Consider the following 14088-nt stretch of genomic DNA (forward strand, 5'->3'; position numbering starts at 1 on the left):
CTATCTTTTACGGAAATCCAACTGACGTTCAAAACAATAACGAATGATACGCTGTCGTTCGCTGTCGAGAATACTCGAGAATTTCACCATGACTTGATTACGTCCCGATTCGAGCGGCTTCACGCGGACGACCTCCGCTTTGAAATGAGAATGGTCGACTGAGCCGTTTCGATAAGCCAGCAGCAGCCAGCACTCCAAATCCGTCCCCTGCTTCATAGGCCATTTGCCATCGACCAGGAACGAAATCCCGCCGCCGCCGACATCGTCTGTCATACCGATAAACCTAATATTAGCCGACAGCTGAATGGCGATTTCAAGCTCTGCGGCCACACGAAGGAAGTTACGACGCTGCACTTTGGTTATTGATTCCGGTTCAGGCTTACGAATTCGTATCAATTTCACGCCGTCTTCAACAAAACCTAGTACATGAGTATTGAAATAATTCTTCACTCCGTCATCGGAAACGTAATGCGCAGAAAGCTCGTCCCCGAGAAACAGTCTTTTATATTTCCCCGTACCTTCAACAAGCGGAATATCAATCAGCAACTCATCGTTCTCACTGTCCGCGATTCTGGATTTATACTCGATTGCGGCCTCTTCTTCATCGGACGAAGCTACATGCAAATATAGAAACTGATTCACTTTTGGCAGCATACTAGCTTCCCTCCCCTAATGGTTCGATTATACCACAGCATGTCGAAATTTGGGGAGAGGTGGGAATGCAGGAAAAGACGTGCATACCATGCACGCCTTCGCTCGTTTATTCAGGTAATTGCTCGATGGATTCCTCAAGGCCGCTTTCTGCATTGATATAAATTTTATATACGCCGCCATTGATTTTGCCAACGAACTCGTAACAGAGCACTTCATCGCCCATGTCGTTATCGATGAGCGCCATCTGTTCCTTCTGTACTTTGAATTCCGGATTCAGCGCTGCTCTCGCATCAGCACTCATCAGCTTCGGTTTAGGCAGCTTCCGTTTGTGATGCTCGTAAACAAAGTCCGATGCTTGCAGAGCAACCGCATCCCCGTTATCAAGCGCGATCTTAACGGTCAGTTTATCCGGGTAAATCAATACTCCGTTCTGATTGGCTACGAAAGTAAAGACGGCCATCGAGTCATCGCGGTCATACGTAATAGCTTTCATCTTCGGATAGCCTTGGCGAGATAAGAACTCGTCTGCCTTCTTCCTCGCGTCGCTAACGCTGACGATCGGCTTTCCGATATCGCGCGGATTCTCAAACCAGATCAATTGAGCGCCTTTCTGCGAGTAATCCAGCTCGATCGGGTTGTCTCCTTTATTCCCTTTATAGGTGGCTGAATATGAAGAGTATTCCGTTCCCTTCCCGTTCTCCACCACCTTGATGTCATTGGGATTGTCCAGCTTCAGGAACTTCGCTGCCAGCTTCTTGACGTCTTCCGGTGTAGCCAGTTTTCCGCCGAGCATCTTAATCGAACGTTTCTGATACATGCTTGCAACCGAAGGACCCCAGTTGATTTCCGGGTATTCCCCGACTTTCTTGTCGACGGTTTTGAAGCCGTCGATGATGGTATTATCGTGCGACGACTTCTCCGAAGCGATCGCAATTTCAACGTCCATCCAGCGCAAATTGTTCGCGATGACTTTATCCTGCACCCCGTAGAGGGACTTCGAAATATATTCCGAATCGGAATATAAGGTTTTCAACGTTTTATATTCATCCGGGCTGAGCGGCTGCTTCGTTAAGTCACGAACAGAGGTTTTGTACGAGAAATTCGCGATTTTGGACAAAAACTCTTCCGTTTTATTGAATGGGAGCAGCGTGAGCGGCAGCTGATTGATTTCGTTCTGCGCTTCGCTGGTCAGCCGCCATACGTTGACGAGTCCTTTGCGATGAAAGCCCTGCGACGTGCTGTTCACGGCAAGCGTGTTTCCGAGTTCACGATGGAGCTGCTCTACATGGTAAGTCAGATCGTGGAAGGCACGTTGGTACTGATTCTCCGCCTTAATCAGGATCGAGTTTTTCTCTTGATGCTCTTGATAGCCCCAATAGATTGAGCCGATAAAAAACAGTGTCATCACCGGAAACAGCACTGCGCTTAAACGACGGTACATATAGCAAAAGCTCCTTTCGTATGCAAAACCTGGTGTTAGTTTGGTTTGCGGAAAGGAGCTTTATGCATGTTATTGGTATGATTTTGCTTACATGGCTGTTCTTACAATGCCAGTTCTTCGACGTCGAAATCGCTCAGATTGTTGCATAGACATTGTTTGAACCCGGTATCGATCTTATCTTTCTCCCTGCGTCCGCGCAGGACGAATTTCTCACCGCATAAATTGCAGCGGATGGTTACCTTTACACGAGCCGAAATCATTGTATCCTCCTGAGTAAGATGCAGCTTTTTTCCTATTATAGACGGAAATGCTAAAGCTTAATCTCTTCCTCATGTCCCAGCATTCGAAACGGCGATCGGGCATTGGCGCGATTCATCTTACGCACGCCTTTAATCCACAGATATCCCATTAACGGTACGATAAACCAAACCCAATAGGTACTGCCTGAGCCCATGATATAGTCATATACACCATGCTCTACGAGCGGTACTGCGGCGGCCAGCATGAGATAATTGCGCTTCTTGTTCGCCTCTCGGGCAAATTTGGCTTTGCCCACGTAGTAACCCATCGTTACGCCAAACAAGGCATGCCCGGATACAGGCAGCAGAGCGCGAATAAGCAAGGAACCAACCGACGCAGGCTGGAAAACGGCGTAGAGCACGTTCTCCACCGTTGCAAAGCCAAGTGAAATCGCAACTGCGTAGACGATCCCATCGTAAGGCTCATCGAATTCGGTATGGTTAAAAATGATATGATACAACACAAACCACTTCAGCAGCTCTTCAACGCCTGCAGATACTGTAAACGAGAACAGAATGGGACCATCTCCAAGCCATAGCAGCAAGCCGCGCTGGATCACCATGATCGGCAGTACGATTAATACACCGAGCAAGAATACACGGACGACCATGTGAATCGGCTCCGCGTCATATCGGTCCTTTAAATAAAAGTAAGTCAGCAGCGAGATGCCCGGAGCAACCGCCGCTGTCAGGATGGAAAAGAGCAGCATCGTTGAAGTCACCTTCCGAGAGACGGACTTTCCCTGCAAGTTGCAGGCAAAGCTCGTTTGATCGGCAATCGGCTACACCCACCCCCTCAGGCGGACGGCCTCTGCCATTTTGCGGACGCCCACCATATAAGCAGCGAGCCTCATATCCACTTTCTTAAGCTTATGCAATTCATAGACACTATTAAAGCCGCGAATCATCATATCACGCAGCTTAGAATCAACTTCGGCCTCAGACCAGTAATAGCCCTGATTATTCTGTACCCATTCGAAATAAGACACAATAACGCCGCCGGCGCTGGCCAGGACATCTGGCACTAGCAGAATGCCGCGATCCGTAATCATCTGCGTTGCTTCCAACGTCGTAGGACCGTTAGCGGCCTCTACAATGATTTTAGCACGAATTTGGTTCGCGTTGCTTGCCGTTATTTGGTTCTCGATTGCGGCAGGCACCAGAACATCACAATCGATTGCCAGCAGCTCCTCGTTGCTGATGGTATTCTTGAACAAATTCGTGACTGTACCGAACGAATCACGTCGGTCCATTAAATCTTCGATGTCGAGTCCTTGATCATTATACAACGCAGCGTTGACATCGGAAATACCCACAACCTTCGCACCGGCTTCAAACATGAATTTCGCCAGGTAGCTGCCTGCATTGCCGAACCCTTGGATGACGACACGCGCGCCCTTAAGCGCAATGCCTTTCTTCGCCATCGCTTCGTCAATCATGATCGCTACGCCTCTGGCAGTAGCACTCTCACGGCCGAGTGAACCTCCCAGAACAAGCGGCTTCCCGGTTATAAAACCAGGCGAGTCAAATTCACGGATTCGGCTGTATTCATCCATCATCCATGCCATGATTTGCGAATTCGTCATCACATCCGGCGCCGGAATATCTTTGTTCGGTCCTACAATTTGGCTGATCGCCCGGACATACCCTCGGCTTAGGCGCTCCAGCTCACGGAAAGACATCTTTCTCGGATCACAAATAATACCGCCCTTGCCGCCGCCATAAGGCAAATCGGCGATGCCGCATTTAATGCTCATCCAAATGGATAACGCCTTCACTTCGATTTCATTGACATCCGGATGAAACCGGACTCCGCCCTTCGTAGGCCCTACCGCATCGTTATGCTGTGCCCTGTAGCCGACGAACACCTTTGTCTTGCCATCATCCATCCGTACCGGTATACGCACGGTCAGCAGCCTCATCGGCTCCTTCAGTAAAGCAATCATATCATCACCGTAGCCAAGCTTCCTAAGCGCTTCTTCAATCACGGTTTGTGTCGATGTCAGTACGTTGCTGCTCTCCATTCCATTCAAAGGAATGTTCACCACCTTTTCCTTTGTAATATGAGCGGTAACCGAATCGGCTATGCGGTGAACTTATTTCCGGGCACAAGCTGCAACAAACAAAAAGCACCAGACCTACGGAATATGCCGTAAGCTGATGCTTCTCTAATCGGGTTACCTTAAAAATGAGTGCAAATTTCCTTGACGGCTTTGGCTGGGACGATTACTTTGCCGTACTCCTCGAGAATGGCAGTCGTAATGGAAGTCGCCTCTCCGTACTCTGCCAGCAGCGCAATAATGGCGTGGTAGCGCGGAAGCTCGATGCCGACTGGCTCAAAGGCCAGCATATATTTGCCGTTGTAGGCATAAAGACGTCCATCCTCAATCAGTTCAGCGCTCTTAAGCTGCTTACAAACTGAAATGACATCCTCGATGTCTCTGAACGCGTATAGCACAATGTCACTTTGCTCGAGCGTTACTTCCATCTCGTAAACGTCTTCCTCATTGTCTTCTTCTTGAATATGATCTTCGGACTTCCCGTTCACTTTGCCTCGTGTAACGATGACGACCATACCTTGGGCAGGAAGGGCAAACACTTCGACGGCGAGCGGTCCGCTGGCGTCAAAGCCGAGCTCGCTGTAAGCTTGGTCCATCATTTCACTGAACAGCTCGTGCACCTTTGGAATTTCGCGCCACATGTCTTCCTTCTGGATCCCCCGTTCCAGCAAGTCGTCGAACGTCAGGAATATTCGTATCTTGTCTTGATTGAGCCGTTCGATTTTCATGATAGGATCCTCCTTCTCGAGTAGTGTCTGCTTCGTATTCTCGGAGCAAAAACCGTCTTCGAAAGCACATTGAACGCGGATAGTATCTGTTATACATAGCGTATGAAGCAACGGTTATTTGGGTGATTAAAATGTGTTTATGTTGCTATGTTAGCATGTCTGTGGGTGGAATGCACTACAGACGCAAAAAAAAGAATCGCCCCGCCGCCAATTGGTAATACGCAATTGAACGGCAAAACGATTCTTTTTGTCCTTATCGTATTTATAACAATTTGTCTATAAATTGGTTCAGTGAGGTTTCGCTTCTGCTTTTATCTGATCGACCTGCTCTTTCACAGCAGGGTCACTGTTAAGCAGCAGCTCAATCTGTCCCCAAGCGTTGCCGGACCCTTTTGCGGAAGCGTCTGAATGCTTTGGGGCTGCATGCTGCACCATGTCTCCGCTAAACTTTCGACTGATGACCGCACCCATCGCCCTCTTCGTCATTCCGTTAACGGCAGTGCCGGCTGCGCTGCTCGCCCAGGCGAACATGCCTGGCCTCTTCTTCGCAATATAAGCCGCCGCTGCCATACCGGCAAGTCCTCCAATCAGAAAACCGGACAATTTCATTGGCAATCCTCCTATGCTGAATGCTGCTTACGACTCGCGTTTAGTTTGCCTAGGGCGAGTTCAGGTCATTCCAGCACAAATTAAGGAAGTAGTAAAGTTCGGTTCCATTTCGAAATATGATACAATAAGTGCATTGTTTTTTGGCGAAATCAACTTCAAGGCCACAGGAGGGCGACAACATGCCGATTCGTAAACCTCACCTCATCTCCATCGTCATTATGATGGCCCTGCTGGTTACATCCGGATGCAGCAGCAACGGAAACCAGCCTAACACTCCCCCTTCGGATTCAACAGGCAATGCAGCGAACAATGGGCAGGCGACAGTGAATGAACCTGCGCCAAACCAGGCAAACAATACCACGAAACCCGCGACAGGCACTGGAAATACAGCCGGTGAACAGCCCGATAATCAGGGACAGAGCAATCAGCCTGCAGAGGACGATGGTACGAATTCGACAACAACACCTTCGGAGAATACGACTGCACCTGAGCCGGATTCTAATGCCGCGACGGATCCGCAACCGGTCAAAAAGCTGTACAAGATGAATAAAGTATACAGCTTCGTTCCGATTGATAAGGCGACTACGAGCAATAAGGTAGTGCTGCTGACCTTCGATGACGGCCCCAAAGAAGACAAAATGGTCAGCTCCCTGCTCGACACGCTTGATAAACATAAAGCGAAAGCGATCTTCTTCGTGAATGGCTATCGGGTAAAGAAGCATCCGGAATTGCTCAAAAAAATAGCCGATCGCGGGCAAACGATCGGCAATCATTCTTGGGATCATATCGATTTGAAGAAAGAATCTCAAGCGTCGGTGAAGAATCAGATTGAGGACGTTCAGCAAATCGTGAAGGAAGTCGTCGGCACCGAGCCGCAGTTCTTCCGCCCACCTTTTGGTAACGGTAACGATTATGTAAAAGGCCTAGTTCGCGATCATGGCATGCTCTATATGACTTGGTCAAACGGCTCGCTCGACTGGGATAGCAGCACAAAGGATAAACCAGACAAAGTGATCGCCAACGTGCTTGAGCAGCTCCACCCTGGCGTGAATATCCTGATGCACGAACTTCCTTGGACAACAGAAGCACTCGATACGCTGCTCACTAAACTTGAGAGCAAAGGTTACGGCTTCATTGATCCTGCAACGATTGACTTAGGGCTTGCGGAACAGCCGCAGACCGCAAAGTAATAAGGTGATATTGGGCAGGTACCAGCAACCGAATGGGCAATCTGGAAGTCCCGTATCCACAACTGACAAACAACCGGGGTCCTCTGCTGGCTCCGGTTGTTTGTTGTGCAGAGAAGTCGAACCAGCCGCGCCAGTAACCTGAATCCTCAGTTCCGCGCAAAACAGGTCCAATATAAGGCAGTGCGATTTGACCGCCGTGTGTATGGCCGGAGAGGACCAAGTCCACTTCCTGTTTCTGCTGTGCATTCATGCGATCCAGAAGAATCGGATCATGCGCCAGAACGATCGTAAACAGGGGCTCGCTGCCGGCGTCAGCTGCCGGGTCACTTAACGCTAAATCCAGTCGATCACGCTCCAAGCGCGGATCATCTACGCCTGCGAGGCGAATGCGGCTGCCGTCCCTTTGCTCCAACACAACAGCTTCATTGACGAGAAGGCGTACCCTCTCTTCCGTCAGCATGACCTCAAGCGGCCTCATATCCTCGTCGTAATCATGGTTGCCGTAAACCATATAGACCGGCGCAATTCGCGCAAGCTGCTTGATGTTGCGCCTAGACCTGGCAAGCGGCACTCTCCGCTCTCTCAGATCACCGCCAATCAGCACCAAATCAGCTCCGCCGGCTGCGATAAGCCCATCTATCACTTCATCTGACAGACTTCTTCTATGAATATCTGTGATAAGCAGCAAGGTTGTACCGTCGAATGACGAAGGCAGCCTATCCATAATGACGGTCTGCCGGTCCAATGTATATTGATACGATGTCCTTACTAATACAGCCGCAACCAGCACGATTAGCGCCGCCGCCAACGCCGAAATCCAAATCAACATGAGAAACGAAGCACTCCTCTCCTAGGACTCAATCGACTACTCAAACTGCTTTCCCCAAAGAAGAAGCCCAACTAATAAGAGTAAGAATAGAAAAATAATGATTTTGTAAAACCAGCCTGCCATCTGCTGCTTATTAGAAGGATGTGATTTCCTTCTGGAAGGAAAAGGCACTTCACTGCTTGCAGCCGCTTCGGAAGCAGCCTGTTCCGCCTGTTTTTTCGCCGCAATCGAGGAAATCGATTTCCTGCTGCCAAATTTCTGAACTCTGCTCATTCTTCCCTCCGGAAACGGATTACGAATCCCATAATCATATCAATCAGAAAATGTGCTAATATGGGCGCCCATAGTGTGTCGGTTTGAATATAAATCCAGCCTAACGCATAGCTGATGGCAAATACAAGCCCTGTCGGAATCCAATGCTTCAAATACCGTACATGAATGGTTGCAAAAATAATGCTTGTCCAATAAGGTCCGAATTGATGTTGAATGGCACCACGGAAAAGCGTCTCCTCGCAGATGGAAACGATTAAGGACAACACCACCACATGCCATATCGCGCGGCGTTTAAAAATGCGATCATTGACGCCGCCGTCATCATTGGCTGCATCGGGTACAAATCGGGCCGAAAGCAGATCAATTGCGAGCACCGCAGCTGCCAATCCGGCGCCAAAATACAGAAATGGAAGGCCTTCCGGCAAAACAAATAATAAAAATGGATTGCGATGCTGAAAAAATAACCAGATGAAACCGATAACTAAAGTAATCGCTTGTGTGGCATATAGATTTATAAGAAGCATCCGGTCATCGATTTGATCGATGCTCACCGGTTTAATCTTCAATTTGCGAATGTCGAATTTTTTCATATCCAGCTCCCTAATACACTATGAAAGGTTCATATTTCCTTTTCAAAGGTTTTCCCCTATACTAGGAGAACGATCTAATCAACCCCAGAATTCGACAAACATTTTAAGAGCAAGCCTTATATTTACTGGCATTTTGGCGAAATATCGGATGAAGGAGATTATCATGGAGAAACGACTGACTCGTACTGAAATGCTATTTAGCTTAGGCTTCCTATTCATGCTCGTTTTCGCCGTGGCAGCCTTTTTCTATGGCGTGAAGATAGGCTCAGACAAAACCGAAGCAAAAATCATTGAAAATGCTAAGCATCTTAGCAGTAGCAAAAACGCAAGTGCAGGTGCCTATCAACAACAGGATCTGGTTTCATTCTATCATACTGTATTTCTGCCTTATCGTGAATTTCAATCCAATTGGTTCGAAACCATCCATAAACTTTCCTCTCAAGAGCTAACGGACATCAGCTCTTCGTTGAAAGAACTATCGAACATTGCTGAGCAGAAGTATGGTGAGGCCGAACATGCATCCGTACCGAAGAGCTCACCGCTTCTCGAATCCGCTCAACTCCAACTGCTTAAGAGCTTGCGAATGTTCAGCGAAGCCGCGCAGCGCGGTGCGGGATCAGCCAAGGACATGAACAATACCGAACTCTTGAAAGCCTTAATGAAAGATGCCTACTACACGCAAGGTGTGAAGTTCGCAATGGCAGGTCAGCAAAGTTACTACATTGCGATGCTGAAATGGAGCGCGTCGGTCAACCCGAACATTCCGGACCATTACGACAGCACCTCTGTACTGAGCATCCAGCAATGGAAGACGCTGCCGCTGACTATTAAGAACAAGCTGATGGCGGATATGTTGAATGCCCGCAAAACACTGGCGCCGTTCTATCCGCAGGATCTGGCATCTCGCGTCGATCAATTCATTGTTTCCGGACAAGCCAGCAGCATGAAGATGAAAACGGTCGACTCCATCGTCGATCTGCTTATCAGCACGGAAGCTGTTCGATCAGGCGATTTCAGTGACAGCAAAGCCGTCCTGTATGCCAAAGAGCTGCTTCCACAGCTGCCGTTCTTCTTCCCGGAGAGTGAATAAGGACTTTAATCGTATTGAAAACCATCCAAAGAGGATACCGCAGCCATTCCGCCACTAACATTGGTGAGGTTGCCGTATCCTCTTTCGCTTAGATAGCGGCAGACGGCTGCGCTTCTGACGCCGTGTGCGCAAATGACATATACCGTTCGATCCTTTTGAATCGTTTCCGCGTCTCCATCGAAGGTCGACAGCGGCATCAGCGTGCTGTTATCCAAATGATAATAATTCCATTCGTTCATTTCTCTGACATCGATGATCTGATCCGGCGAGAGCTTCCCTTCGCGTACGAGCGCCATGAACGGCTCCGGTTCGATATTACTCCATTGTTCCACAAGAATACCCCCTTTTTACGGTCGATCATAACGAAAATTTCACATTTGGGCAAGTTTTAATGATTGCAATTTGAGTTCTACTTGCATTAAAATAGTAAACATTAATGTAGCCTGGTTCTGTTGGTCCATCCGGTACAACAATAGCTTTGACGTGTGATCGTGTGACAGACCCTCGCCTAAGCTGCTGCGCTGTGCGGCATCTTACGAGGGTCTTTCACTTCTACTATACATCCATCATACAAACGCTCAGGAGGCAACCCAACATGTTTAAAGTATTGGTCTCAGATCCAATCAGCGATCTTGGCATTCAGAAACTTATGGATGCAGAGGATGTCGTTGTCGACAAGAAGCCTGGATTAAGCGAGGACGAGCTCGTAGCCATTATCGGCGAATACGATGCACTTCTTGTACGCAGCCAGACACGCGTTACACCGCGCATCATGGATGCAGGCAAATCGCTTAAGGTTATCGGTCGCGCCGGCGTCGGAGTGGACAACATCGACTTGGAAGCAGCTACACAACGCGGAATTATCGTTATCAACGCACCAGACGGCAACACAATCACAACTTGTGAGCATACGTTTGCCATGATGATGTCTGTTGCTCGTTTCATTCCACAAGCTTACCTCAAGACAGTAGGCGGCGAGTGGGATCGCAAGTCGTTCCTTGGCGTCGAACTGCGCGGCAAAGTACTCGGCGTACTCGGTATGGGCCGTATCGGCAGCGAAGTGGCGAAACGCGCGAAAGCGTTTGACATGGAAATTTGGGGTTATGACCCATTCCTCACAGAAGAGCGTGCTGAAAAGCTTGGCATTCGTCTCTCCAGCGTAGATGACATCGTACGCAATGCAGACTTTATGACGGTGCATACGCCGCTTACGCCGGAAACGCGTCACATGATCTCTCGTGCTCAATTTGAAGTAATGAAGAAAGGCATGCGTATCGTGAACTGTGCACGCGGCGGTATCATTGATGAGCAAGCTCTCGTAGAAGCGATCGATCAAGGTATCGTAGCAGGTGCAGCATTCGACGTATTCGAGGTTGAACCGCCTGCAGCCGATCATCCTTTCCTGAAGCACCCGAAAATCATCGTAACCCCGCATCTTGGCGCATCTACTGTTGAAGCACAAGAAAACGTAGCTATTGATGTATCGGAACAAGTATTGAACATCCTTCGCGACAAACCGTTTATGAACGCGGTCAACATGCCTCCGATTCCGGCTAACGTGCTGAACAAGCTGCAACCGTACTTCGGCCTAGGCGAGAAACTGGGCAGCTTTATTGCTCAATTGACTGAAGGTGCCGTAGAAGAAATTACAGTCAGCTATGCAGGTGAGCTGGCAGAGGTCGATACGCAGCCGTTGACACGTTATGTTGTACGCGGTGTGCTCTCTCACCACCTCGGATCGGATCAAGTGAATGTCGTGAATTCCATGCATCTGGCTAAAGAACGCCATGTGAACATCGTGGTACAGAAGACGCACGAAGCACGTGACTTCACGAACTCCATTACCGTTACACTTCGCTCTAAATCTGCGACTCGCCTGGTAACAGGTACAATGTTGACAGGATATGGACCACGAATTGTACAAATCGATCGTTTCCCTGTTGACGTTGCTCCGGAAGGCAACATCATCTTGATCTCGCATAACGACAAACCAGGTATTATCGGTAACGTCGGCATGCTGCTCGGAAACAACAACGTGAACATCGCAACGATGCAGGTTGGTCGCGAGCTTGTTGGCGGCTCTGCAATCATGGTATTGACTGTAGACAAAGGCGTGTCCAAGGACGTTATCGCCGAGCTGGTCAATCTGCCGGATCTGAACAAAGCGAAAGAAATTAAACTCTATTAATTTCAATAAGCTCCGACCCTTTTCGAGGGTCGGAGCTTTTTTGTGCAGGCATCTGACATGAAAATGTTTCACGACCAACAAGATTTGTCTACTTCCTTCAACAAGAACCGACTTTTCGGCGCTTAGCTAACACCGACCAGCTGCATCTTTACATAAGTCGAATCATACCAATGTGCACGAAGTTCAATGCGATGTCCGCTTCTTCCTGCAGACCAATGAAACGGCACGGAGAAATATTCGTATCGATTGGTTTGCTTCCAATCGTTGCGCTGCAGAACACGCGATGCGATCACGGCACCTGAGTCGTCTGCATCGACAACCTCGAGTCTGATAACATCATTTGTCCCGCTGTTGCTATCGACCATCATTTTCCATGTGGCGATGTTATCTCCTACCGGTGTATTAGTCGTATACGGACCATATTGCATGTAATCCGGACCGTCTAAGCTGGTTGAAGCCGACCAGCCGTCGCCATCGGTGCGTCCGATAACATGACCGATTCCGGCATCCGCCATCCCCCATTTCAGATCGAAACCACCGTCGCTTTCATTGGCAATGAGCGCCCTGCTTGTAGGATTGGTCCGATAATAGATGAAGTTCTCTCCGTCCACCGACAAGAAGCTCGGTCCATCATTTCCGAACGTATTGTCCGTCTGAGGCAAGATGTGATTCTGACTAAACTTGCTCCAGTGCACCAAATCAGTCGAGCTCGCCACCCCGGAAGACCATTTGGCCGTGTTGTAAGGAGGATCCTCGCTGCCTTCGTAGGTCATATAATACGTGCTTCCTACTTTAACAATATCGCGATGACCCGCCGTTCCGGCCTCCCAAGTGCCAGGTTCGGTATCGATTACCGGATTTCCGGAATACTTGGTCAGTGAGGTCAAGCTCGTTCCCGTGGCTACGCCGATGCGGCAATCAGAACCGTCATACCCATGATAAAATAAATACCATGTGCTGCCTTCTTTATAGAGAGAAGGTGTCCCAATATTGACGCTTTCCCAGCCTGAAGAATTATGCGTCAGAATCTGGCCTTGTTTAGTGAAGTTAACGCCGTCCGTCGAAGTTGCCAAGCCGATTTGTCCCGGTGACCCCGTACCTGTTCCTTCATAAACGAGATAGAAGGTGCCTCCGTCGTACCACATGCCGGGAAACGTAGCAAACGAGTCATCCCATTGTCCCGGCGACCCTGCCGTCAAGACAAAGCCGTTATCCGTGAAATTGACGCCATCGGTTGACTTCGCTAAGCCGACGCCGCCTTTGCCGAAGGCATCCCATTTGATGTAATACGCCCATATTTCGCCATTCACTTTGAGGGTAGAAATAAAATGCATCGAAAACGATGTGCCGATAAAGGGATTGATTTTGTCCAGCTTTATAAAAGCTTGATTATCCATCAAATGTGACATGTTGGATGCGATATTCGAGGTTGTCACGTTGCCGGTGGATACGGCAGCAGGCCCAATATCCGTTGCAGCTGAGTTGAAATCTGATGCGTTCACGAATACGATGCTCTTCGTGGTCGTAATTCCGTTTGTTACTTTAAGGTTGTCGTACTGAGCGGAATAAGACTGGGAAGCACTGTCGTTCTCCCCGACGATATCCCATTTGGATGAGGTTTTGCCGATCATGGAGGCTGGAACCGCCAGCTTGCGGTGATACCATTTGTTAGTGGCATATGCGGAGATATTTGCATTCGGATGGCCGCTTATATTGTTCTGGTCCTTCCAAACGGATGATCCGGTATCCCGGAAGTAAGTCCCATCGGTGTTCATAATTTCGATACCCCCGGCGCCATCGATACCATTCGAAATCTTTACATCGTATTCGATGTAATCACCGGAAACAAACGTATAGGCTTTGTTCGATATTCGTTTGTAGATATACTTGTTCGCAGTACCGCTAGCGTCATTCGTTACACTGAGCGAAACGATATCGCCCCCGGCCCATGGGTTGGCGCCTGCTGTCGCCGTTGCTGCAAACATGCCGGTCATCAAGACAGTAGAGATAAATAACAGAACCCATTTCTTCACCTGATTGGCTTTCATAAACATCCTCCTTTGAAGTGGAAGTGTGAATGCAAGCTCAGTTTAAATTAGTATAATTTGACCAGTCAATATAGCCTTCTATAGCAACC

General features: G+C 48.8%; 15 protein-coding genes. 3 read left to right on the forward strand and 12 right to left on the reverse strand.

What is annotated here, in order from left to right; all coding sequences use genetic code 11:
• From BLW29_RS05090 to BLW29_RS05115, 7 genes are all read right to left on the reverse strand, one after another.
• Entirely contained in the window at nucleotides 1-654 is a 654-nt protein-coding gene (locus BLW29_RS05090; RefSeq protein ID WP_090976760.1) for a flagellar brake protein, read from the reverse strand.
• A 106-nt stretch (nucleotides 655-760) separates the two neighbouring features.
• Nucleotides 761-2095, reverse strand: coding sequence for a germination protein YpeB (ypeB, locus tag BLW29_RS05095; RefSeq protein ID WP_090976762.1), 1335 nt, complete (start codon nucleotides 2093-2095; stop codon nucleotides 761-763).
• A gap of 101 nt (nucleotides 2096-2196) precedes the next feature.
• Nucleotides 2197-2355: a hypothetical protein gene (locus BLW29_RS31335; protein ID WP_177186488.1), complete on the reverse strand. Its 159-nt coding sequence runs from the start codon at nucleotides 2353-2355 to the stop codon at nucleotides 2197-2199.
• A 50-nt stretch (nucleotides 2356-2405) separates the two neighbouring features.
• Nucleotides 2406-3104 carry a glutamic-type intramembrane protease PrsW gene (gene prsW, locus BLW29_RS05100; RefSeq protein ID WP_090976764.1) on the reverse strand — a complete coding sequence of 233 codons (699 nt, stop codon included), beginning with the start codon at nucleotides 3102-3104 and terminating at the stop codon, nucleotides 2406-2408.
• A 72-nt stretch (nucleotides 3105-3176) separates the two neighbouring features.
• Nucleotides 3177-4418 carry a Glu/Leu/Phe/Val family dehydrogenase gene (locus tag BLW29_RS05105; protein ID WP_090977162.1) on the reverse strand — a complete coding sequence of 414 codons (1242 nt, stop codon included), beginning with the start codon at nucleotides 4416-4418 and terminating at the stop codon, nucleotides 3177-3179.
• A gap of 158 nt (nucleotides 4419-4576) precedes the next feature.
• Nucleotides 4577-5182: a genetic competence negative regulator gene (locus tag BLW29_RS05110; protein WP_090976766.1), complete on the reverse strand. Its 606-nt coding sequence runs from the start codon at nucleotides 5180-5182 to the stop codon at nucleotides 4577-4579.
• A 288-nt stretch (nucleotides 5183-5470) separates the two neighbouring features.
• Nucleotides 5471-5791, reverse strand: a complete 321-nt coding sequence (locus tag BLW29_RS05115) for a hypothetical protein (RefSeq protein WP_090976768.1) — start codon at nucleotides 5789-5791, stop codon at nucleotides 5471-5473.
• Nucleotides 5792-5970: 179 nt separating this feature from the next.
• On the opposite strand from BLW29_RS05115, the gene BLW29_RS05120 reads away from it, so the two are divergent.
• Complete coding sequence (locus BLW29_RS05120; RefSeq protein ID WP_090976769.1) at nucleotides 5971-6981, forward strand: polysaccharide deacetylase family protein; 1011 nt, start codon at nucleotides 5971-5973, stop codon at nucleotides 6979-6981.
• Here BLW29_RS05120 and BLW29_RS05125 read toward each other — a convergent pair.
• From BLW29_RS05125 to BLW29_RS05135, 3 genes are read right to left on the reverse strand one after another with little or no spacing between them, the layout of a single operon-like run.
• On the reverse strand, nucleotides 6923-7810 hold the full coding sequence (locus BLW29_RS05125; RefSeq protein WP_090976771.1) for a metallophosphoesterase: 888 nt from the start codon (nucleotides 7808-7810) through the stop codon (nucleotides 6923-6925). The genes BLW29_RS05120 and BLW29_RS05125 overlap by 59 nt on opposite strands.
• Nucleotides 7811-7846: 36 nt before the next feature.
• Nucleotides 7847-8083, reverse strand: a complete 237-nt coding sequence (locus tag BLW29_RS05130) for a hypothetical protein (protein WP_090976772.1) — start codon at nucleotides 8081-8083, stop codon at nucleotides 7847-7849.
• Nucleotides 8080-8673, reverse strand: coding sequence for a CPBP family intramembrane glutamic endopeptidase (locus BLW29_RS05135; RefSeq protein ID WP_090976774.1), 594 nt, complete (start codon nucleotides 8671-8673; stop codon nucleotides 8080-8082). The genes BLW29_RS05130 and BLW29_RS05135 overlap by 4 nt, the downstream gene beginning before the upstream one ends.
• Before the next feature lie 163 nt (nucleotides 8674-8836).
• Between BLW29_RS05135 and BLW29_RS05140 the strand changes: the two genes are divergently transcribed.
• Complete coding sequence (locus BLW29_RS05140) at nucleotides 8837-9763, forward strand: hypothetical protein (protein WP_090976775.1); 927 nt, start codon at nucleotides 8837-8839, stop codon at nucleotides 9761-9763.
• A 5-nt stretch (nucleotides 9764-9768) separates the two neighbouring features.
• Here the strand turns inward: BLW29_RS05140 and BLW29_RS05145 are convergent, their stop codons facing one another.
• Nucleotides 9769-10095 (reverse strand): rhodanese-like domain-containing protein, encoded by a 327-nt coding sequence (locus BLW29_RS05145; RefSeq protein WP_256208348.1) that lies wholly within the window; start codon nucleotides 10093-10095, stop codon nucleotides 9769-9771.
• Between the two features lie 263 nt (nucleotides 10096-10358).
• Here BLW29_RS05145 and serA point away from each other — a divergent pair, with 263 nt between their 5' ends.
• A complete protein-coding gene (serA, locus tag BLW29_RS05150; RefSeq protein WP_090976777.1) occupies nucleotides 10359-11951 on the forward strand; it encodes a phosphoglycerate dehydrogenase in 1593 nt (530 codons plus the stop codon).
• 122 nt (nucleotides 11952-12073) lie between these two features.
• Here serA and BLW29_RS05155 read toward each other — a convergent pair whose 3' ends face one another.
• Nucleotides 12074-13999 carry a glycoside hydrolase family 130 protein gene (locus BLW29_RS05155; protein WP_177186489.1) on the reverse strand — a complete coding sequence of 642 codons (1926 nt, stop codon included), beginning with the start codon at nucleotides 13997-13999 and terminating at the stop codon, nucleotides 12074-12076.
• Nucleotides 14000-14088: the final 89 nt, after the last annotated feature.

This window comes from Paenibacillus sp. CF384 (genome assembly GCF_900106745.1).
GTDB lineage: Bacteria > Bacillota > Bacilli > Paenibacillales > Paenibacillaceae > Paenibacillus_Z.

Bases quoted from the DNA above. Each gene is read 5' to 3' on its own strand.
- BLW29_RS31335 (WP_177186488.1), bottom strand. From the start codon at position 2,355: ATGATTTCGGCTCGTGTAAAGGTAACCATCCGCTGCAATTTATGCGGT.
- BLW29_RS05115 (WP_090976768.1), bottom strand. From the start codon at position 5,791: ATGAAATTGTCCGGTTTTCTGATTGGAGGACTTGCCGGTATGGCAGCG.
- ypeB (WP_090976762.1), bottom strand. From the start codon at position 2,095: ATGTACCGTCGTTTAAGCGCAGTGCTGTTTCCGGTGATGACACTGTTT.
- BLW29_RS05120 (WP_090976769.1), top strand. From the start codon at position 5,971: ATGCCGATTCGTAAACCTCACCTCATCTCCATCGTCATTATGATGGCC.
- BLW29_RS05135 (WP_090976774.1), bottom strand. From the start codon at position 8,673: ATGAAAAAATTCGACATTCGCAAATTGAAGATTAAACCGGTGAGCATC.
- BLW29_RS05110 (WP_090976766.1), bottom strand. From the start codon at position 5,182: ATGAAAATCGAACGGCTCAATCAAGACAAGATACGAATATTCCTGACG.
- serA (WP_090976777.1), top strand. From the start codon at position 10,359: ATGTTTAAAGTATTGGTCTCAGATCCAATCAGCGATCTTGGCATTCAG.
- BLW29_RS05090 (WP_090976760.1), bottom strand. From the start codon at position 654: ATGCTGCCAAAAGTGAATCAGTTTCTATATTTGCATGTAGCTTCGTCC.
- BLW29_RS05130 (WP_090976772.1), bottom strand. From the start codon at position 8,083: ATGAGCAGAGTTCAGAAATTTGGCAGCAGGAAATCGATTTCCTCGATT.
- BLW29_RS05155 (WP_177186489.1), bottom strand. From the start codon at position 13,999: ATGAAAGCCAATCAGGTGAAGAAATGGGTTCTGTTATTTATCTCTACT.
- BLW29_RS05125 (WP_090976771.1), bottom strand. From the start codon at position 7,810: ATGTTGATTTGGATTTCGGCGTTGGCGGCGGCGCTAATCGTGCTGGTT.
- prsW (WP_090976764.1), bottom strand. From the start codon at position 3,104: ATGCTGCTCTTTTCCATCCTGACAGCGGCGGTTGCTCCGGGCATCTCG.
- BLW29_RS05105 (WP_090977162.1), bottom strand. From the start codon at position 4,418: ATGGAGAGCAGCAACGTACTGACATCGACACAAACCGTGATTGAAGAA.
- BLW29_RS05140 (WP_090976775.1), top strand. From the start codon at position 8,837: ATGGAGAAACGACTGACTCGTACTGAAATGCTATTTAGCTTAGGCTTC.